The organism is Peribacillus sp. TH27 (genome assembly GCF_016650915.1).
In the GTDB taxonomy this organism is placed as follows: domain Bacteria; phylum Bacillota; class Bacilli; order Bacillales; family DSM-1321; genus Peribacillus; species Peribacillus butanolivorans.
Window position 1 is genome coordinate 5,125,269 of record NZ_JAEKEV010000002.1, and the last position, 20,614, is coordinate 5,145,882.

Sequence of the window (20,614 nt, forward strand, 5' to 3'; positions counted from 1 at the left end):
GCATTCATGAATTTCGTGACTTTGACAGAGATATAGTAGCAGAAAGGGTGAATAGCAATGCCAAAACCGGTAATTGCGATAGTCGGTCGGCCGAACGTAGGTAAATCGACAATCTTTAATAGAATAGTGGGAGAACGTGTATCAATAGTTGAAGACGTTCCAGGAGTAACAAGAGACAGAATTTATAGTTCAGGTGAATGGTTGACACATGATTTTAACATAATTGATACAGGCGGGATCGATATCGGTGACGAGCCGTTCCTCGAACAAATTCGCCAGCAGGCTGAAATTGCTATAGACGAAGCCGATGTAATTATCTTTATGACGAATGGTCGTGAAGGAGTAACATCTGCTGATGAAGAGGTAGCGAAAATTCTCTTTAAATCGAGAAAACCTGTTGTTCTAGCGGTCAATAAAGTCGATAATCCAGAAATGAGAGATCAAATCTATGATTTCTACGCGTTAGGTTTTGGGGATCCATTCCCAATCTCTGGATCACATGGACTTGGTCTTGGGGACCTATTAGATGAAGCGGCAAAACATTTCCCTAAATTCAGTGGTCAAGATTATGCTGATGATGTTATTAAATTCAGTTTAATTGGAAGACCGAATGTTGGTAAATCATCACTAGTCAATGCCTTGCTTGGAGAAGATCGGGTTATCGTCAGTGATATTGAAGGCACGACTCGTGACGCGATTGACTCACCGTATAAATATAATGGTAAAGAGTATGTCATTATTGATACCGCAGGGATGAGAAAAAAAGGGAAAGTGTATGAAAGTACGGAAAAATATAGTGTACTTCGTGCATTGAGAGCAATTGAACGTTCAGACGTTGTTCTTGTCGTTTTGAATGCGGAAGAAGGTATCCGTGAGCAGGATAAAAAAATTGCCGGATATGCCCACGAAGCGGGTAGAGCGGTCATAATTGTCGTCAATAAATGGGATGCTATCGAGAAAGATGAAAAGACCATGAAGGACTTTGAAGAAAATATTCGTGCTCATTTCCTATTCTTAGATTATGCGCCGATCATTTATCTTTCTGCCCTAACTAAAAAACGTACACATACGTTGATACCAGTCATAGATCAAGCTAGTGAGAATCATGCTATCCGTGTTCAGACAAATGTATTGAATGAAGTGGTTATGGATGCAGTGGCTATGAATCCGACACCAACTCATAATGGGAACCGTTTGAAAATTTACTATACGACCCAGGTAGCGATTAAGCCGCCAACTTTTGTTGTATTTGTTAACGATCCAGAGTTAATGCATTTCTCATATGAGAGATTTTTAGAAAATCGAATTCGGGACGCCTTTGGATTTGAAGGAACACCGATACGCATTTTTGGACGCCAAAGAAAATAGAAAGGGCGGTATGTACAATGGTGAACGCAAAAGAAAGTATCGCAGTTATTGGTGCAGGGAGCTGGGGAACTGCTTTAGCGATGGTATTAGCTGATAATCAGCATGAAGTGAGGTTATGGGGACATAATCCGAAACAAATTGATGAAATAAATCAAGCTCATACTAATAAAAAATATTTGCCGGGTATTGAACTTCCAATAGGAATTAAAGGGTATTCTTCAATCGAGAAGGCTTTAGTTGGGATTGAAATAATTATATTAGCTGTGCCGACGAAAGCCTATCGTGAAGTGCTTGGTCAGATTGAAGCAGCCCATGATAAGCCATTAACAATTGTTCATGTAAGTAAAGGCATTGAACCTGATTCGCTACTACGTATTTCAGAAATGATTGAAGAAGTATCTTCAACAGATTGGCTTCAAGATATTGTGGTCCTTTCTGGGCCAAGTCATGCTGAAGAAGTCAGTTTACGTCATCCAACAACAGTTGCCGTTTCTTCAAAAAATATGAAGGCGGCCGAAAAGGTTCAGGACATCTTTATCAATCATAATTTCCGTGTGTATACAAACCCTGATTTGATTGGTGTCGAAATCGGGGGAGCTTTAAAGAATATAATTGCTTTAGCCGCAGGTATTACGGACGGGTTAGGCTATGGGGATAATGCAAAGGCTGCCTTAATTACACGAGGATTGGCTGAAATCTCTCGTTTAGGAGTAGCCATGGGCGCTAATCCACTCACTTTTTCAGGATTAGCTGGTATTGGTGACTTAATTGTAACTTGTACAAGCGTACACTCCCGTAACTGGAGAGCAGGAAATATGCTTGGAAAAGGACAAAAGCTTGAGGAAGTTTTAGAAAACATGGGTATGGTTGTTGAAGGTGTAAGAACCACTAAAGCTGCCTATCAACTAGCTCAAAAGTACGAAGTGAATATGCCGATTACTGAAGCCTTGTACGATGTCTTGTTTAATGGTGAAGAAGTGAAACAGGCAGTTGACCTCTTGATGAATCGTTCGAAAACGAATGAAATGGAAGAACTCTTTAACATTTTGGATAGCAGACAGCAGGATTAACCTCAAATCTGTAGTTTCAATAAAAAGAATTTCATTAAAATGGGCATTCGAGGATGCGCGTTGCAATGTATCAGCATACAATGCAACGAAAGTAAACTAGTAATTTGACCTCGGCACGGGGGATTTAGTCAAATGGGCAGAAGATATCTTGATATCTTCTGCTTTTTTTTATGAATAAAAATCACCCAATCACCTTACATTTTCGTTTATGACAAAATTAATTTTCTGCATAAATACTTATTTATTGTTTTTAAATTTGAACATCTCGAATTATGAATAAATGAATAGATTATTCAAGTTTGCATGAAGTTTCTACTAATTTCCTTGTTATTCGCTTAAAATCGACTGTTTTTTTTGGTATGAAAATTGCGAAGTGTAATATATTCAGAAATTTCGCAATAAGGGGGCACTAGAAAACGTTGGTGAAATTTTAATCAATGAACACAGATATTAGGAAGGGGAATGATACATGCAAACAGGTCAGCTGAAAAGGTCTCTAAATTTATGGCATATTGTATTGCTCGGTGTTGGATATATGACCCCGATGGTTGTTTTTGATACATTTGGGATTGTTTCTGAAAAAACAGGGGGGCATGTACCGACCGCTTATGTTATTGCTCTAATAGCGATGTTGTTTACGGCAGCCAGTTACGGGAAAATGGTAAAAGTTTACCCGCAGGCAGGTTCGGCCTATACTTACACCCAAAAAACGATTAATCCGCATTTAGGCTTTCTTGTCGGCTGGTCATCGATGCTTGATTATTTATTTTTACCAATGGTGAATGCCGTATTAACAAAAATATATTTAACTGCTCTTTTTCCTGAAGTGTCTCCATGGATATGGGTGGTTGCATTTGTTCTTTTAATGACGGTCATTAACTTATTCAATGTGAACTTTGCTGCCAATTTTAATAGCTTTCTTGTTTTTTTTCAAATGCTAGTCATTATCATATTTGTGGCACTGGTTGTTAAAGGGGTTATGGGTGGTGAAGGTACAGGAGAGGTCTTCTCGATTCAACCATTCATTGGGTCACATATGGAAATGTCCACTCTCATAACAGGAGCAACGGTTCTATGTTTTTCTTTCTTGGGATTTGATGCGGTCACTACGTTATCAGAAGAAACACCAAATCCAACCAAAACGATTCCGCGTGCCATTTTTTTAACTGCTTTTATTGGCGGAGTTTTATTTGTGACAGCTGCTTTTTTTACACAGCTATTTTTCCCTGATGTTTCCCGTTTTGCTGACCCGGAAGCGGCATCACCTGAAATTGCCCTATATGTAGGAGGAAAACTTTTTCAGGCGTTCTTTCTTGCAGGTACATTATCTGGTACCCTTGCTTCAGGTCTTGCATCACATGCTAGTGTTTCAAGGCTTCTATATGTAATGGGTCGAGACCAGATGATCCCGAAAAAACTTTTTGGGTTTATCCATCCTACATATAAAACGCCATTTTACAATGTCATCTTTGTTGGGGCTATATCACTGGTGGCGTTATTCCTTGATTTAGTAACAGCTGCTTCACTCATTAATTTTGGAGCTTTAATTGCTTTCACTTTCGTAAATATTTGTGTAATCATCCATGCAATTAGGAACAAAAGCTTTCGTTCAGTTAAAGGATTTCTAAGTAATATCTTGTCCCCGGTAATAGGAGCAGCATCAGTGTTCATTCTTTGGCTTAATCTTGAAATGAGTTCACTGATTCTAGGGGTTATTTGGGCGGTAATCGGTATTGGTTATCTTCTTTATCGGACGAAATTGTTTACTAATTCTCCTCCGCAATTCCAATTTGAAAAAGCTCAAAATATCTAAAAAAATCAGAAACAAGGGAGGATGTCATATGTCTGATAGAGGGATGAACAGGTCGTAAACGCTCATTTCTGTTGTTCTATTTGGTTTTTCGTTTAAGGCCTTAGCGCATATGCTCTGGATTAATCCTATCAATAGTGAAACGGATCATAACAATACAAATAAAAAAAGTAAAAAGAGAATGAAAATTAGAAAGGAAAAATGTTCTTTTGCACAAGTCAGTTTAAAACAATTTGGGGATGCATTAGCGGTACATGTAACAAGGGTCCAATAGAGGGCCCTTTTTTATGTTTACAGATTCAGTTATATTGAAGATTAGTTCAGGAGTAAATGTTTATTTTTTATCTCGCAATTTAGAATTATGTTAAAATAAAGGCTAGTGACAAAAGGAGAGTGAAACTGTGCTATCCATACCGGATGATAAAATTAGACCATTCATAACTATCACAATTGATCAACCTACATTTTCAGCTCAAAAAGTTTATGAGATACAGGAACCTTTCTTTTTTCTGATGAAGGAACAGCAAGTGTTTGCTTATATACGCATGGAGGACCTCCCGTTAAACGATAGAACATTAACAGCCGAACAGCTTGTGCAGTATGCCTTTTCAATTGATAATGTCTGTAAGTTGCCTCCGAACATCTCTCTGCCGCTTCTTTATCAAATTATCGGTGAACCTATCGTATTGATAAAAACGGATGAAGGCATGCTTACTGGCTATGTTAAAAGGGAAGATGTGTTAGCTGAACTATTCAAGCAGGACAGCAAACAAAATTTAGATCTGTTAAAAGTTATTTTGACATCCATTCCTATGGGGATCTTTGTAGCTGATAAAGAAAGAAATATTGTTAACTTTAATGAATCAGGCTTGAAAATGATAAAAAAGCCATCAGAACAAGTACTTAATCAACCTGCTGCGACCATCTTCAATAAGCAGCATATACATAGTGTGTTTACCAGTGGAGGCAGTATCCTCAATCAGCTGGAAATTACCGATATAATGAGTGTGCTTGTCGATTATAGCCCAATTCTAAACCATACAAAAGAAGTGGAAGGTCTTATTATCATCGTTCAGGACTTACCAATGGTTGAGGAAATGGCTATGGAAATAGAGTTGATAAAGAGTTCGAATAAGGATTTAAATGCCATTTTAGCGAATATCTATGATGAAATTCTGGTCGTTAATCAAAAAGGGGAACTGTTGCGCTACAGTGACAGCATCATTTCTGGATTCTGGGGAATGGATTTAAAGGATTATATCGGGAAGAACCTCTTGCAAATAGAGGATGAAGGGATTTTTAACCCTTCGGTCACCCGGTTAGTTCTTGAGCAAAAGAAGAAAGTATCGATTGTTCAAGATACGAAAATGAATAAGAAAGTCCTTTCCGTAGGAACCCCTGTGTTCAATGAAAAAGGAGACATTGAGCGAATTGTCATTGCATCAAGGGATATTACAGAAACAACTCAGTTAAAATCAGAGTTAAATGAAATGAGAAAAGAACTTGACTCGTTCAAAAAACAAGATCAATTTTACAAAGAGTTGATTTTCGCCAGTCCTAAAATGGAGCAGATTATTAGCCAAGTGAAAAAAATTGCCCATTTTTCATCTACCGTGTTAATCAATGGAGAGTCTGGTGTAGGTAAAGAAGTGATTGCCGAGTCAATCCATAAAATGGGTAGAAGGTCCAAACAGCCTTTCTTGAAAATAAATTGCGGAGCGATACCGGAAAATTTACTCGAAAGTGAATTGTTTGGTTATACGAAGGGATCATTTACCGGCGCAGATAAAAATGGAAAGGTAGGATACTTTCAACAGGCGAATAATGGCGTTTTATTCCTTGATGAAGTTGGAGATATGCCTATACACCTGCAAGTGAAATTGCTTCGTGTTTTACAGGAACAGGAAGTGATTCCGATTGGTAGTACTACACCTATACCGATTGATGTTCAAATTGTTGCTGCTACGAATAAGAGACTGGAAAAAATGGTCGAGATGGGGACATTTAGAGAAGATTTGTTCTATCGGTTAAACGTCATTCCCATTCATGTTCCGCCTTTAAGGGAAAGACCGGAGGATATACCGCCGCTAGCTTTTCATTTTCTACAAAAGCTAAATGAGCGGTATCACCGAAATTACCATTTTTCGCCAGATGCTCTAAATATTCTGGAGGTCTATTCATGGCCAGGTAACATTCGCGAATTGCAAAATATGATTGAAAGATTGGTTGTCTCCGCAGATGAAGAAATGATTGATGCCGACTTTATCCAGAAGTTCCTTACGGTTGGCAGCGATTTTAAACAGGCAAAACCAATTATAACGAGAATTCTTCCTCTTCAAGAGGCACAGGATTATGTGGAAGAGCAATTGATCATGCTTGCAATGAAACAATATAAAACTACGACGAAAGCAGCTAAAGCGCTTGGGATCAGCCAATCGTCAGTGAGCAGAAAGTATCAAAAAATCTTAGCAGAGCAAAATAAGAGAAGCGAAAAAAATGTATTTTTTTGAATGAAAGCTGTTGACAAGTGTTTAACTTGTACAACGGCTTTTTTTTATGTAGTAATTGGAAAGCGTCTCTAAGGAAGTCTAAAAGGGAGGTATGCATCAGAAAATAAGCTATGCATATTTGCATAGTTTTTATAGATTTTTAAAAGAAAAATAGCTATATCCTCAATGAAACATGTTGGCATGGTTCTTGCTTGTATATATGTATAAGCTAAAAGGGAGGTAAACAGTAAAGTTTTATCAGAGCTATCATAATTAATCAACCACTACAGATTACTAAAAAAGGAGTTTTTTATATGTCAATTAATGTAGAAAATAAAACAAATCAAGTGAGCCAAACAGAAACACAGGATTATATTAAAAAAGTGCTTCAATTAATCGAACAAAAAGAAATTTCAAAAGAAGATGCCCAATGGGTAACGAAAGAAACTGTTGAAAATTTCCGTAACCATGTAAACCCAGGTTTTTTAGAATATCGGAAAACGGTAACGAAAGATACACAATTCGCAGCAGTAGAATGGTCTGACCAGGATTCTTGTTTTACGGATGTTAATGGAAAAAAATATATTGATTGTTTAGGCGGCTTTGGTATCTATAATGTTGGCCACCGTAACCCCAAAGTTGTAAAAGCCGTTACTGATCAATTGCAAAGACAAGCACTTCACAGCCAGGACTTACTAGATCCATTACGGGCAATGCTTGCTAAGATTCTTGCTGATATTACACCTGGAGATTTAAAATACTCCTTCTTTACGAACAGCGGTACTGAAAGTGTAGAAGCTGCGTTGAAGTTGGCTAAAATGTACAGCGACCGATACACGATTATTTCGACGACAAAATCATTTCACGGAAAAAGTCTTGGTTCCCTTTCGGCTACTGCAAAGGGCATGTTCCGTAAACCGTTCCTACCACTGATTCCAGGCGTACGTCATGTACCTTTCGGTGATATCGATATGATGAGGAAAACGTTCGAAAGTAGTGCCCTTGTCGGTGAAGAAGTTGCTGCTGTATTGTTGGAACCTATCCAAGGAGAGGGTGGAGTCATTCTGCCTCCACAAGGTTATTTGAAGCAAGTTCGAGAATTATGTGATGAGTATGATGCGTTATTAATCTTAGATGAAGTGCAAACGGGAATGGGGCGCACAGGCAAAATGTTTGCTTCTGAGCTTTATGATGTTGTTCCAGACATTATTTGTTTAGCTAAAGCATTTGGTGGTGGAGTGATGCCAGCTGGGGCAGTTGTAGCCAATGAGAAAGTGTTTAAAAGCTGGTTCGAAAATCCGTTCATGCACACAACCACGTTTGGAGGAAACCCACTTGCCTGTGCTGCAGCCATTGCTACAATCGATGTGCTTTTGGAAGAAAAATTACCGGAGCGTGCCGCAGAAGTAGGTGAATACTTCCTAAATGGATTAAGAGAAGTAGCTAACGAGCATAAGGATAAGGTTTTGGAGATCCGTGGACAAGGTTTAATGATTGGTATTGAGTTCCATAAAGACGAAGTAGGTTATGAATTCTCAAAAGCTCTCTTCGATAAAGGTATTTTGGTAGCAGGTACGCTTATAAACTCTAAAACAATCCGGATTGAGCCGTCATTGACAATCCATTTGGATGAAGTTGATACAGTAATCAAAGCGTTTAAAGATGTGTTGCCAACACTTAAATCTTAATTATAATTCAACAAAAAAGCAGCCGAGGGGCTGCTTTTTTGGTTGAATAAAAGGAAGAGAATGGGGAGTGTTATACATTTATTTATTCGGGTAATTTGCAAGAAGTGGAAGTCTTTTATCGGACTATATGGAAGGCTAGGGGTAGTGAAATTGAAAATTATTATTTATCAAATGATTGTGACAAGCAATTTTTTACACAGTTTGGACAATGATTTAATTCCTTTAACGTAATTTGGTATGTTATAATAATTTCTGGAAAAAGGAGTGATAATGATATGACACCTGCTCTGCAAAAAATGTGGATATCCTTTATAGCTATGGGCTTTATGGTTATCTCAATACTTCTTATTTACTTAAGCCGCTATAAATTAAAAGGTATTTTTAAAGGCTTAACAGCAATTATTGCATACATACTTATGATTCTTGCCGGCTTGATCATCCTTATCATTGTTCTTAGCGGGCCAACCACTTGATAGGTGAGGAGAAATGATGAAAAATTTTTTCAAAATATTATGTTTATTATGCATCTCGGGATTATTGACTGGGTGTTTGTATCCTCAGAAGCAAAAAATGCAAAATCAACTGCCTTATAAAGAGCAAATACAATCTGTCCAAAGCGCAGTTGATCAATTTCAGAAAGATGAAGGCGGCATTTTGCCAATTGTTACAAAAGAGGCTGAAACACCAATTTACCAAAAATACGTGATTAAGTTTTCTAAGATTTCACCCAAGTATATGGCAGAACCGCCTGACAATGCCTATGAATCAGGTGGAGTTTTTCAATATGTCCTTGTTAATGTTGAAGATGATCCAACTGTAAAACTGTTGGATGTCCGGATGGCTCAGAAAATTCAGGATATTTCCTTGAGATTGAAAGCTTATCAGCAAAGCAACGGATACCCCCCATTTAAGGAAAGGTTAGCGGATAATGTCTTTACTCTTGATTATGAAAAGATGGGTCTAAAGGAAGCCCCTACGGTCACGAGTCCATTTTCACAAAAAGACTTATATTTCGTGGTTGACGGTGGCGGCAATATTTTTGTTGACTATACTCCTGATTTATATGACGTATTGCAGGGGTATGACGGAGATATTAATCCTGGTGATGATATTCGTGAACTCCTTGTACAAAATTCAGAGTTTGTTCCGGCCTATTCACTGCCATATACAATTGATAAAAAAACAAATAATCCAAAATTTCTTTCAAAATAGTCATAACCCTTCTTCTACAAAATATATTGTAGGGGAAGGGTTATTTCTTTATTTTTATTTCATCTTACTTTTAAAATAACAACCCTTATATAAAATTTCTGGTGGAGGAAGGGATTAAACCAGGGAAATAATTGGAATAAATTTTTAGGACAACATCATAGATATATAGTGTCCTAAATAAAGTAAATGGATAAACGAAATCCCAAAACTCTAATTCGGGAGGGGATACCTTGGAAAAGGTAGATATTTTCAAAGATATAGCTGAGCGGACCGGTGGCGACATTTATTTAGGTGTAGTCGGTGCCGTCAGAACAGGGAAATCCACATTTATTAAGAAATTCATGGAGCTTGTTGTTATTCCGAATATACCGTCAGAAGCTGACCGTGCCAGGGCACAAGATGAATTACCTCAAAGTGCTGCTGGAAAAACGATTATGACGACAGAACCTAAATTCGTACCGAATCAGGCAGCGTCGATTCAGGTTGCGGAAGGGCTTGAAGTGAACATTCGTTTAGTTGATTGTGTGGGTTATACAATACCTGGGGCTAAAGGGTATGAAGACGAAAATGGTCCCCGTATGATTCATACTCCATGGTACGAGGAGCCGATTCCGTTCAATGAAGCAGCTGAAATCGGCACACGAAAAGTAATCCAGGATCATTCCACGTTAGGCGTAGTCGTTACTACGGATGGATCAATCGGAGAAATTCCACGCAGTGATTATTTAGAGGCGGAGGAGAGGGTTGTTGAAGAATTGAAGGAGGTTGGCAAGCCATTTATTATGATTGTCAATTCCGTTCAGCCCCATCACCCAAATACAGTCGCACTAAAGGAATCTTTACAGGAAAAGTATGATATACCTGTATTGGCCATGAGCGTTGAAGGAATGCGGGAATCAGATGTATACAGCGTCCTGCGTGAGGCCCTATATGAATTTCCGGTACTTGAAGTCAATGTGAATCTTCCGAGCTGGGTAATGGTTCTGCGGGAGGATCATTGGTTAAGAGAAAGCTATCAGGAAGCTGTAAAAGAGACCGTGAAGGACATTAAACGCCTAAGAGATGTAGACCGTGTAGTCGGTCATTTCAATGAATTCGAGTTTATCGACCGTGCCGCTCTTGCAGGTATTGAGATGGGTCAGGGCGTGGCTGAAATCGACCTTTACGCACCGGATGAACTCTATGATGATATTTTAAAAGAAATTGTCGGTGTGGAGATACGCGGGAAGGATCATCTTTTATCCCTGATGCAGGACTTTGCATATGCCAAGGCCGAATATGATCAGGTTGCGGATGCATTAAAAATGGTTAAACAAACGGGTTATGGCGTTGCAGCCCCTTCTCTTAATGATATGAGTCTAGATGAGCCGGAAATTATCCGTCAAGGAGCCAGGTTCGGGGTCAGGCTCAAAGCTGTGGCTCCTTCAATCCATATGATTAAGGTCGATGTTGAATCGGAGTTTTCACCAATCATTGGAACGGAAAAGCAAAGTGAAGAATTGGTTCGATATTTAATGCAAGATTTCGAAGACAATCCACTATCCATTTGGAATTCTGATATTTTTGGCCGAAGCCTAAGTTCTTACGTAAGAGAAGGCATTCAGGTAAAATTAGCGATGATGCCGGATAATGCACGTTACAAATTGAAGGAGACGCTGGAAAGGATTATTAATGAGGGCAGTGGGGGATTGATTGCTATCATATTATAAAAAAGGTTAAAAGCTGGACCAACTCCTTCATCGGATTGGTCTTTTTACATGTGAGTCTAGAATTTACTAAAAATAATAAAATGGATGATACGTTTTTGGCTTTACATTAGGGCGTACCGGCTTCTTTGTTGCCAAAGTAAGAGGGAAAACAATTATATTCTAAGAAAAATTTCTCTTGAAGGGAGTTTCTTTCTTGAAAATCTGGTTGTTTTTTCAGTATAATCGCTAAAAGCCTATGGTTATGCGATTTTCAGTAATATAACAAGTTTAATTTCTATAAAAAAGGGAAATGATGAATAGCGAAAGACAAAATTTATAATATATACAATTATTTATGAAAAGATTCCCATTATTTTTTGATTTCCCTTGCTAAGCTAATAGGATTTGTGATAATCTACATACAGAAAACGCGTTATATCAGCGATTTCAACCTATTTTAAAATTTCTAGGTGCATTTTTTGGGAAATTATTTCAGCTTGGTAACCCTGATTATCATGGAATGAAAATTTTTGACCGAAACTAATATCAAATCACTATTATAGTGTTGTAATAATGATTTTTTATAAGATCCTTTTGGGAGGAGGTGAATGGCATGAACAAAACAGAATTGATTAATGAAGTTGTTACAGCAACTGAAATTTCTAAGAAAGACGCTACAAAAGCTGTTGATGCTGTTTTTGATACAATCTTAGAAGCTCTAAAAAACGGTGATAAAGTCCAATTAATTGGTTTCGGTAACTTTGAAGTTCGTGAACGTGCGGCTCGTAAAGGTCGTAACCCACAAACTGGTGACGAAATCGAAATTGCAGCTAGCAAAGTGCCAGCTTTCAAACCTGGTAAAGCACTGAAAGATGCAGTGAAGTAACTCTACCATTACATACGGGTGCTTAACCGGAAAAGGGCCGCGTGCAAACGCGGCCCTTTTTTGCTTCTTAATTTCTATCTGTGATAATATAAAAGACAGTGAATATTTTAGAAAAGTTGATTTTGATAAATTTATTCAAAAGGATATACCATTATGAAAAAATCAATCACGACAAAACTAAGTTTAGAGGTCGCTTTAAGCTAATACATTTCAGTTAGGCTTAGGTTGCTTTAAAAATAGGAAATATGAATGTCAGGGTGAAACTCCATGCATTTTTTTCTGAATACATACTATTTTATTTATTTTTAGGAGGTAAGTTTAAATGGCTAATGTTGACCATGCCAAAATTGAAGAAGCGGTGAAAATGCTTCTTGAGGCTGTTGGGGAAGACCCTACTAGAGAAGGACTGCTTGATACCCCTGGCCGTGTAGCAAGAATGTATGAAGAAATTTTTTCGGGACTTACTCAGGATCCAAAAGAATATTTTGATACTGTTTTTGGAGAAGACCATGAGGAACTTGTCCTTGTAAAAGATATCCCATTTTACTCAGTCTGTGAACATCATTTAGTGCCTTTTTACGGAAAAGCTCATGTAGCATATATCCCGAAAAACGGGAAAGTTACCGGCTTAAGTAAGTTAGCCCGAGCTGTAGAGGCGGTTTCAAAGCGTCCACAACTTCAAGAGCGCATCACCTCAACAGTAGCGGACTCCATAATGGAAAAGCTTGAACCTCATGGTGTAATGGTGGTAGTAGAGGCTGAACATATGTGTATGACAATGAGAGGTGTCAAAAAACCCGGGTCTAAAACAGTGACTTCAGCTGTGAGAGGAACTTTTGCTAAGGATCATCGTACAAGAGCTGAAGTACTGGCATTCATTAAAGACTAAGGATATAGGGGGTTAGAAAATGAATGAAAAAAAGATCTTGAATGATTTTGTGGTAATTAAAGCTATTGAGGATAGTGTAAATGTCATCGGTTTAACTAGAGGAACGGATACTAAGTTTCATCACTCTGAAAAACTCGATTCAGGGGAAGTGATGATCGCACAATTCACAGAGCACACTTCTGCGATTAAAATAAGAGGACATGCAAAGATTTATACTCCATTCGGTGAGGTTGAAAGTGATTCGAAAAAGAATCCTTCTGACAAGTAAAATCTTGTCCCTAATTGGTTATGTTTTAAATCAATCACCTGATATCGCGTTTTAACAAGCTGTAAATTTCCCGCATCCATTTTTTTGAATGAACATAAGACGATGGTTTCCTTATTTATGGAAGTTTCATTTTATAAACGTTGTCCATTTCATCTGATTGTTTTTATGGTATAATAATGTGTATTTTCACAGACAGAAACCAATATGTATGAAAAAAAATTATCTTTCGGGGATGCAAGGGTGATCTCAATTGTTAAACATAACGAACGACTTAAGGCAATTAAAACAATTAATAGAAACCAAAGCTCAACATCCATATTTATTGAAATATATTCAAAAGCCAAGCTTAGACGACGATAAACTGTTATTGCTTTGGGGATTGTTTAACGATTTGGACGTTTTAAGCGAAGAACGGAATCAATACATTATTTCAACTATGCTAGTGCAAATAGCTCTTGATACCCATGAAATAGTGTCAAATTCGGGCGAAGGAATAGAGTTGCCTGAGGAATTGAAAAATCGGCAATTACAAGTACTTGCTGGTGATTATTATAGTGGCTTATACTATCAAGGGCTTGCCGGTGTTGGTAATGTTGAGATGATTCGTATACTATCAAGCGCCATAAAAAAAATAAATGATCATAAAATCATTCTTTATCAACAACGGTCCATTAAGGATGTTCCAACGCTTATAACGACAATTAAAGCGATCGAGGCTTCGCTGATTTATAAATTGGCTGATTATTATAATCAACCTGCCTGGATTGACATTTCAGAAGACCTGCTTCTTTTGAATCGGCTGCATGCTGAGATGAGAAACTATCTAAAGTCAGGCCAATCGGTAGTTTTTGATGTCTTAAGAGACATATCTTTTGATGATTCGAATAGTAATGATGTTCTAACTTCAGAAAAGGAAGCACAGGTACGGACTCAATTTGATAAGTGTCTGAGGGATGCCAGGCAATCCGTAAAGCTTTCGATGCAGAAGCTAGTAACTAAGAATGACGATTTACTTCAAAGAGTAAACGTAATCTTGAAACAAACAGAGAGTGAAGCAATTTCTTACGTGAAAGAAGGGTGAGTCATGGAGCAGTCTAAAGAGCAAAAAGTTCATCATGTTTTTGAAAAGATTTACGGTAATTATGACAAGATGAATTCCCTCATCAGCTTTAAGCAGCATCTTAAATGGCGGAAGGCTACAATGGCTATAATGAAAGTCCCAAAAGGCGCCCATGCACTTGATGTATGCTGTGGAACAGCGGACTGGACCATTGCCCTTGCTAATGAAGTAGGACCTGAAGGAAAGGTTGTTGGTCTGGATTTTAGTAAAAATATGCTGAAAATCGGCGAACAAAAGGTGAATGAACTCAAGTTAGATCAAGTTTCTCTAATGCATGGGAATGCAATGGAACTTCCTTTTGAGGATAATAGCTTTGATTATGTCACAATCGGTTTCGGGCTGCGGAATGTTCCTGATTACATGCAAGTACTCAAAGAGTTAAACCGTGTTGTCAAGCCGGATGGAATGGTTGTTTGCCTCGATACCTCACAGCCAACAATGCTTGGATTTAAACAGGGCTATTACTTTTATTTCCGTTTCATAATGCCCGTGTTTGGCAAACTATTCGCTAAAAGCTATAACGAATATTCATGGCTGCAGGAATCGGCGCGCGATTTCCCGGGCATGAAAAAGCTTGAAAGTATGTTCAAACAGGCAGGAATGGAAAATGTCAGTTACAAGGCCCATTTCGGTGGTGTTGCAGCAACACATTTCGGGTACAAGCCTTCAAATAAAGCATAATAGCAATGGACAAAGCTGGGTGAAATGTATGAAATTTAAAATGATGTATTCCTTTTTGAATACAGATTTGCAATTAATAGAAAAAGAACTAGAAGCCGCAATTGAAGCAGACTCCACTGTTTTAAGGGAAGCTTCACTGCATTTACTGCAATCCGGCGGAAAACGAATTCGTCCGGTATTCGTCCTTTTGGGTGCGAAGTTTGGCGATTATGATATTCATGTCGTAAAGCATGTTGCAGCAACATTGGAACTAATCCATACTGCTTCTCTCGTACACGATGATGTTGTTGATGATGCGGACTTACGCAGGGGATCTGCAACTATAAAATCAAAATGGGATAATCGTGTCGCCATGTATACAGGCGACTTCATTTTTGCACGGGCACTAGAAATGATGGCAGTAATTGAGTCGCCGCTTGCGCATCAAATTCTCGCGGATACTATGGTTGAACTATGCCTTGGAGAAATCGAGCAAATTAAAGATAAATACAATTTTAATCAAAATTGGCGGATTTATTTCCGAAGAATCAAACGAAAGACAGCATTACTCATTGCTTCTAGCTGCCAGTTGGGAGCTATTTCAGCGGGTGTCGATGAGAAAATTCATCAAAAGCTATTTAAATTTGGTTATTATGTCGGGATGTCATATCAAATTACTGATGATATCTTGGATTTTACTGCTTCGGAAGAGGAACTTGGGAAACCGGCTGGAAGCGATTTGATTCAAGGAAACATTACTTTACCAGTATTGATTGCGATGGAAGATCCAAAGTTGAAAAGGCTTATCGAAACAGTTCGGGAAGATACGTCTAAAGACGAATTGATCCATATCATCAATGCTATCAAATCTTCAGGCGCCATTGAGCAAGCTGCTAGAATCAGTGACATGTATTTAGAAAAAGCTTTTTCAGAGTTGAAAGGTCTTCCTGCTATTAAGGCAAGGAAAACATTATCTGATATAGCGAAAAATATCGGAAAAAGAAAGTTTTAGGACTTGGAGTTGCGAAACTCATCAAACAATGGTAATATTCTAAAAGGATTGCCTTATATAGGCAAATAACAATGATACATATTAGGAGTGACAATTATGGAAAGAACATTTTTAATGGTAAAGCCTGACGGCGTTCAACGTAATTTAATCGGTGAAATCGTTTCCCGCTTTGAAAAGAAAGGCTTCCTTCTAGCAGGAGCAAAATTAATGGTTATCTCTCAAGAACTAGCTGAGCAACATTATGGTGAGCACAAAGAACGTCCTTTCTTTGGCGAATTAGTGGACTTCATCACTTCAGGTCCTGTCTTCGCAATGGTTTGGGAAGGTGAAAATGTAATCGCAACTGCACGTCAAATGATGGGCGCTACTAATCCTAAAGATGCAGCAGCAGCTACAATTCGTGGAGATTTTGCAGTAACTGTAGGCAAAAACATCATTCACGGATCAGATTCAGCTGAAAGTGCTGTTCGTGAAATCGGTTTATTCTTCAAAGAAGAAGAACTTGTTGAATATTCTAAACTAGTTAACGAGTGGGTTTATTAATAGTTAGTTAATAAATTTTAAAAAAGCGGGTTCTGTCGCCCTTATGCGATAGTACCTGCTTTTTTTTTTTTAAATTCTTGACAATTTTAACTGTCACTGGTCGTAAAAACTGTTTTTTTAAGAATTTTCAGCCCTTTCCGATATATAAAGAGAAGAACTACTTAAAACAAAGGGAGTTGTAGGTATGCCTCAAGAATATGAAGAGTTTATTCGAAAAATCAAAATGTTGACAGGCATTGATTTGTCATTATATAAGGAAGGACAAATGAAACGGCGCCTCACTTCTCTTTATGAAAAAAGAGGTTATCACTCATTTCGTGAATATTATAAAGACATTCAAACAAGACCCAACGTTTTAAATGAATTTTTAGACAGAATGACAATTAATGTTTCAGAGTTTTATCGAAACGCGAAAAGATGGGAAGTATTGGAGAAAAAAATTCTTCCCTCTTTATTAGAAAGCCAAAAAAGGTTGAAAATATGGAGCGCAGCCTGTTCAACTGGTGAAGAACCGTACACGATTGCAATGATTTTATCCAATCTTGTTCCCTTAAGCCAGATAGAGATACTAGCGACGGATTTAGATGAGAATGTATTAGCACGTGCGAAATTGGGAGTTTACCCTGAGCGTTCCTTGAATGAAGTACCTGCTGATATAAAAAAGCAATACTTTATAAAAGAAGAGGATTTTTATCGCGTTGATGATGAAATTAAGCGAAGAGTCACATTTAAGAAACATAATCTTCTTGCAGATCGATTTGATCAAGAATTTGACTTAGTCGTATGCAGGAATGTTTTAATTTACTTCACTGAAGATGCCAAAAGTCTTTTATATGATAAATTCAGTGCGTCATTGAAAAGTGGGGGAGTGTTTTTTGTAGGAAGTACAGAGCAAATATTTAATCCCGGAAAATATGAGTTTGAAACGATTGACACATTTTTTTATAAAAAAAGGTAAATAGTATACAAGGGCTGATAATGCATTCAGTCCTTTTTCGTTTTACTTGCTATAAAAAAACAGAGACTGTATGTCTATGATAAGAGAGATTAAACTATATCGAAAATGTTGAAGAACATGTAAAATAAAATGAAAAGTGAATAAATTCAAACAACAAAGGTTTTTACGTTTTACATATACCCACATTTCATAAAATTGTGGTATATTGATACATATACACTTTAAAGTGCTAAAAGGGGGCTGGAAGATGAGATATTTAACAGCGGGAGAATCACATGGTCCGCAGACTGACTACTATTATTGAGGGATTACCGGCAGGGATGCCGATTACGAATGAGGATATTAATGAAGAGTTAGGACGCCGGCAAAAAGGGCATGGTCGTGGACGAAGAATGCAGATTGAGAAAGATCAGGCTTTTATATCTTCGGGAATCAGACATGGCTACACACTAGGGTCACCGGTTGCTTTAGTTGTTGAGAATGACGACTGGAAACATTGGACTAAAATTATGGGAAGTGAAGGACTTTCAGAGGAAGAAGCTGAGGAGATCAAACGTAAAATTACTCGTCCTCGTCCTGGTCATGCAGATTTGAACGGCGGTATTAAATATGGGCATCGTGATTTAAGAAACGTATTGGAACGTTCATCAGCCCGTGAAACGACTGTAAGGGTTGCTGCCGGTGCTGTCGCTAAAAAGTTATTGTCGTTATTGGGGATTGAAGTGGCATCACACGTATTGGAAATTGGTGGAATAAAGGCTGAACCACCACAATATGAAACAATTCAGCAATTACAGCAAGTTACGGAAGAATCTTCAGTCAGATGTTTTGATAAAAACGTAGAGCAGCAGATGAAAGATGCAATTGATGAAGCGAAACAAAAAGGGGATTCGATTGGCGGCATCGTTGAAGTCATTGTAGAAGGAATGCCAGTGGGCGTAGGAAGTTATGTTCATTATGACCGTAAACTAGATGCAAAGCTTGCAGCAGCGATTATGAGTATTAATGCGTTTAAAGGGGTAGAAATAGGTCTTGGGTTTGAAGCGGCCCACCGTTTTGGCAGTGATGTTCATGATGAAATTGTTTGGGACAAAGAAAATGGTTATTACCGTAAAACCAATCGCCTTGGCGGTTTTGAAGGCGGTATGACAACTGGAATGCCTATTATTGTTCGTGGCGTTATGAAGCCAATTCCTACTTTATATAAGCCGTTGAAAAGTGTTGATATTGATACAAAGGAAGTATTTGAAGCAAGTGTCGAACGTTCCGATAGCTGTGCAGTTCCTGCTGCTGCTGTTGTTGCCGAGGCTGTAGTAGCTTGGGAACTTGCAGCAGCGATTGTTGATCAATTCCCTTCAGATCGTTATGAGCAATTGGCAGAATACATGAACTCTTATCGGGAAGAAGTAAAGGAGTTTTAAACTATGGAATCCATGCAAATAAAAACGGCTTCCAAGCAGTATCCAGTTTTAATTGGTAAACAGGCGATTAACGAGCTTCCCGATTTTATAACCCATGAATTAAATCAACTAAATAAGATTTTGATTATAACCGATGAGAAAGTAGCTGAACTTCATTTACAAACTGTGAAAAAAGCTCTGATTAAGACGGGAAAACCGGTCCTGCACTATGTTGTACCGGAAGGAGAGCATGCTAAAACGTTTGAAGTGTTTTATGAATGCCAAAGCTATTGCTTATCTCAACAACTTAATCGCAAGTCATTGATTATCGCCCTTGGTGGTGGTGCAGTCGGTGATCTGGCTGGATTTGTTGCGGCTACTTTTATGAGAGGGATTCCATTTATCCAGGTTCCGACGACTCTGCTCGCCCATGATAGTGCTGTGGGCGGCAAAGTTGCCATCAATCACCCTCTTGGAAAAAATATGATTGGGGCCTTTCATCAGCCAGAAGCAGTCATATATGATCTTGAATTTTTGCAGACTCTCCCACTTCAAGAATTACGGTCGGGTTTTGCTGAAGTCATTAAACATTCCTTGATAGCAGATAAAGAGTTTTATCGATGGTTAAAGTCGAATATTGTTGATTTGAATAATATAACAGATGAGCAATTTTTAACGATGATTACAAAAGGTATTGGCATAAAAGCGTCCATTGTCGAAGAAGATGAAAAAGAAATGGGGATTCGTGCTTTTTTAAATTTCGGTCATACACTTGGACATGCTGTGGAAGGCTCTATGGGATATGGAAACTTTACGCATGGTGAATCCATTTTAATCGGGATGGTATATGCTCTTAAATTAAGCAGCAGAGAACAGGGTCTTGATTTTAAACTTGACGAGTTTATTAATTGGGTATCTTCTTTAGGTTATCAAACAACCATTCCTTTACAACTTGAAAAAGAAACCTTACTTAATTTAATGAAAACAGACAAAAAATCAATCAATGAAGGTGCTACCTTTGTCTTGCTTAAACAATTGGGGTCTCCATTATTAATGGATATAGCCGACTCTGTGCTGATAGAGGAAATGATTGAAATGAAATAAAATACAGGAAATGGAGGAACTGTGTGTGATAAGAGGAATAAGGGGCGCAACAACAGTAGAGAAGGACACAGAAATGGAAGTGATTGCTGCTGTTGAGCAGTTGATGGCAGAAATCATTCGGGTCAACGAGATTGATCCTGATATGGTTGCCTCTGTATTTTTTTCTGCAACGGATGAGATACGCTCTGTCTTTCCAGCCAAAGCCCTACGTAAATTTGAGGGTTGGACATATGTGCCAGTAACGTGCATGCAAGAAATACCAGTAAGCAACTCCCTTCCATCTTGTATACGGGTAATGATTCATGTAAATACAACAAAATCTCAAAAAGAGATACAACATGTTTATCAAGCAGGAGCTGTCGTATTGCGGCCGGATTTGACAAATAATATATAAGATATGATTTTAGGAAAAAGAATATGATATACTATTCTCACACTTTCTTACTTTA

18 protein-coding genes and 1 pseudogene are annotated in these 20,614 nt (G+C 38.1%); all 19 read left to right on the plus strand.

Features of this window, described 5'->3' with window-relative positions:
- Nucleotides 1-57: 57 nt before the first annotated feature.
- The 19 genes and pseudogenes from der (at nt 58) to aroH (ending at nt 20,559) form a co-directional block, all read left to right on the plus strand.
- Nucleotides 58-1,368 (plus strand): ribosome biogenesis GTPase Der, encoded by a 1,311-nt coding sequence (gene der / locus JFU24_RS26140; protein WP_056525083.1) that lies wholly within the window; start codon nt 58-60, stop codon nt 1,366-1,368.
- A 17-nt stretch (nt 1,369-1,385) separates the two neighbouring features.
- Complete coding sequence (locus tag JFU24_RS26145; RefSeq protein WP_201185647.1) at nt 1,386-2,438, plus strand: NAD(P)H-dependent glycerol-3-phosphate dehydrogenase; 1,053 nt, start codon at nt 1,386-1,388, stop codon at nt 2,436-2,438.
- 469 nt (nt 2,439-2,907) lie between these two features.
- Nucleotides 2,908-4,251 carry an APC family permease gene (locus tag JFU24_RS26150; protein WP_201250705.1) on the plus strand — a complete coding sequence of 448 codons (1,344 nt, stop codon included), beginning with the start codon at nt 2,908-2,910 and terminating at the stop codon, nt 4,249-4,251.
- Between the two features lie 398 nt (nt 4,252-4,649).
- A complete protein-coding gene (locus JFU24_RS26155) occupies nt 4,650-6,758 on the plus strand; it encodes a sigma 54-interacting transcriptional regulator (RefSeq protein ID WP_053346787.1) in 2,109 nt (702 codons plus the stop codon).
- Nucleotides 6,759-7,051: 293 nt separating this feature from the next.
- Nucleotides 7,052-8,425 carry a putrescine aminotransferase gene (locus tag JFU24_RS26160; protein ID WP_056525074.1) on the plus strand — a complete coding sequence of 458 codons (1,374 nt, stop codon included), beginning with the start codon at nt 7,052-7,054 and terminating at the stop codon, nt 8,423-8,425.
- Nucleotides 8,426-8,700: 275 nt separating this feature from the next.
- On the plus strand, nt 8,701-8,898 hold the full coding sequence (locus JFU24_RS26165; RefSeq protein ID WP_201250706.1) for a DUF2768 domain-containing protein: 198 nt from the start codon (nt 8,701-8,703) through the stop codon (nt 8,896-8,898).
- Between the two features lie 16 nt (nt 8,899-8,914).
- The gene (locus JFU24_RS26170) at nt 8,915-9,637 is read left to right on the plus strand and encodes a hypothetical protein (RefSeq protein ID WP_201250976.1); all 723 of its coding nucleotides are present in this window, start codon (nt 8,915-8,917) and stop codon (nt 9,635-9,637) included.
- Nucleotides 9,638-9,867: 230 nt separating this feature from the next.
- The gene (gene spoIVA / locus JFU24_RS26175) at nt 9,868-11,346 is read left to right on the plus strand and encodes a stage IV sporulation protein A (RefSeq protein ID WP_053346784.1); all 1,479 of its coding nucleotides are present in this window, start codon (nt 9,868-9,870) and stop codon (nt 11,344-11,346) included.
- A gap of 592 nt (nt 11,347-11,938) precedes the next feature.
- The gene (locus tag JFU24_RS26180) at nt 11,939-12,211 is read left to right on the plus strand and encodes an HU family DNA-binding protein (RefSeq protein WP_034308023.1); all 273 of its coding nucleotides are present in this window, start codon (nt 11,939-11,941) and stop codon (nt 12,209-12,211) included.
- 322 nt (nt 12,212-12,533) lie between these two features.
- Nucleotides 12,534-13,100 (plus strand): GTP cyclohydrolase I FolE, encoded by a 567-nt coding sequence (folE, locus tag JFU24_RS26185; protein WP_053346783.1) that lies wholly within the window; start codon nt 12,534-12,536, stop codon nt 13,098-13,100.
- A 19-nt stretch (nt 13,101-13,119) separates the two neighbouring features.
- Nucleotides 13,120-13,368: a trp RNA-binding attenuation protein MtrB gene (mtrB, locus tag JFU24_RS26190; protein WP_053346782.1), complete on the plus strand. Its 249-nt coding sequence runs from the start codon at nt 13,120-13,122 to the stop codon at nt 13,366-13,368.
- Between the two features lie 250 nt (nt 13,369-13,618).
- Complete coding sequence (locus tag JFU24_RS26195; protein WP_201185642.1) at nt 13,619-14,449, plus strand: heptaprenyl diphosphate synthase component 1; 831 nt, start codon at nt 13,619-13,621, stop codon at nt 14,447-14,449.
- Between the two features lie 3 nt (nt 14,450-14,452).
- A complete protein-coding gene (locus JFU24_RS26200; RefSeq protein ID WP_201223780.1) occupies nt 14,453-15,169 on the plus strand; it encodes a demethylmenaquinone methyltransferase in 717 nt (238 codons plus the stop codon).
- 28 nt (nt 15,170-15,197) lie between these two features.
- Complete coding sequence (gene hepT, locus JFU24_RS26205) at nt 15,198-16,160, plus strand: heptaprenyl diphosphate synthase component II (RefSeq protein ID WP_201250707.1); 963 nt, start codon at nt 15,198-15,200, stop codon at nt 16,158-16,160.
- A gap of 96 nt (nt 16,161-16,256) precedes the next feature.
- Nucleotides 16,257-16,703, plus strand: coding sequence for a nucleoside-diphosphate kinase (gene ndk / locus JFU24_RS26210; RefSeq protein WP_034308008.1), 447 nt, complete (start codon nt 16,257-16,259; stop codon nt 16,701-16,703).
- Between the two features lie 184 nt (nt 16,704-16,887).
- Entirely contained in the window at nt 16,888-17,661 is a 774-nt protein-coding gene (locus tag JFU24_RS26215) for a CheR family methyltransferase (RefSeq protein WP_201223781.1), read from the plus strand.
- A gap of 247 nt (nt 17,662-17,908) precedes the next feature.
- Nucleotides 17,909-19,082, plus strand: a pseudogene (aroC, locus tag JFU24_RS26220) (chorismate synthase).
- A 3-nt stretch (nt 19,083-19,085) separates the two neighbouring features.
- Nucleotides 19,086-20,165, plus strand: a complete 1,080-nt coding sequence (aroB, locus tag JFU24_RS26225) for a 3-dehydroquinate synthase (RefSeq protein WP_053346776.1) — start codon at nt 19,086-19,088, stop codon at nt 20,163-20,165.
- Between the two features lie 25 nt (nt 20,166-20,190).
- Complete coding sequence (aroH, locus tag JFU24_RS26230; protein WP_309557864.1) at nt 20,191-20,559, plus strand: chorismate mutase; 369 nt, start codon at nt 20,191-20,193, stop codon at nt 20,557-20,559.
- The last annotated feature ends 55 nt before the right edge of the window (nt 20,560-20,614 follow it).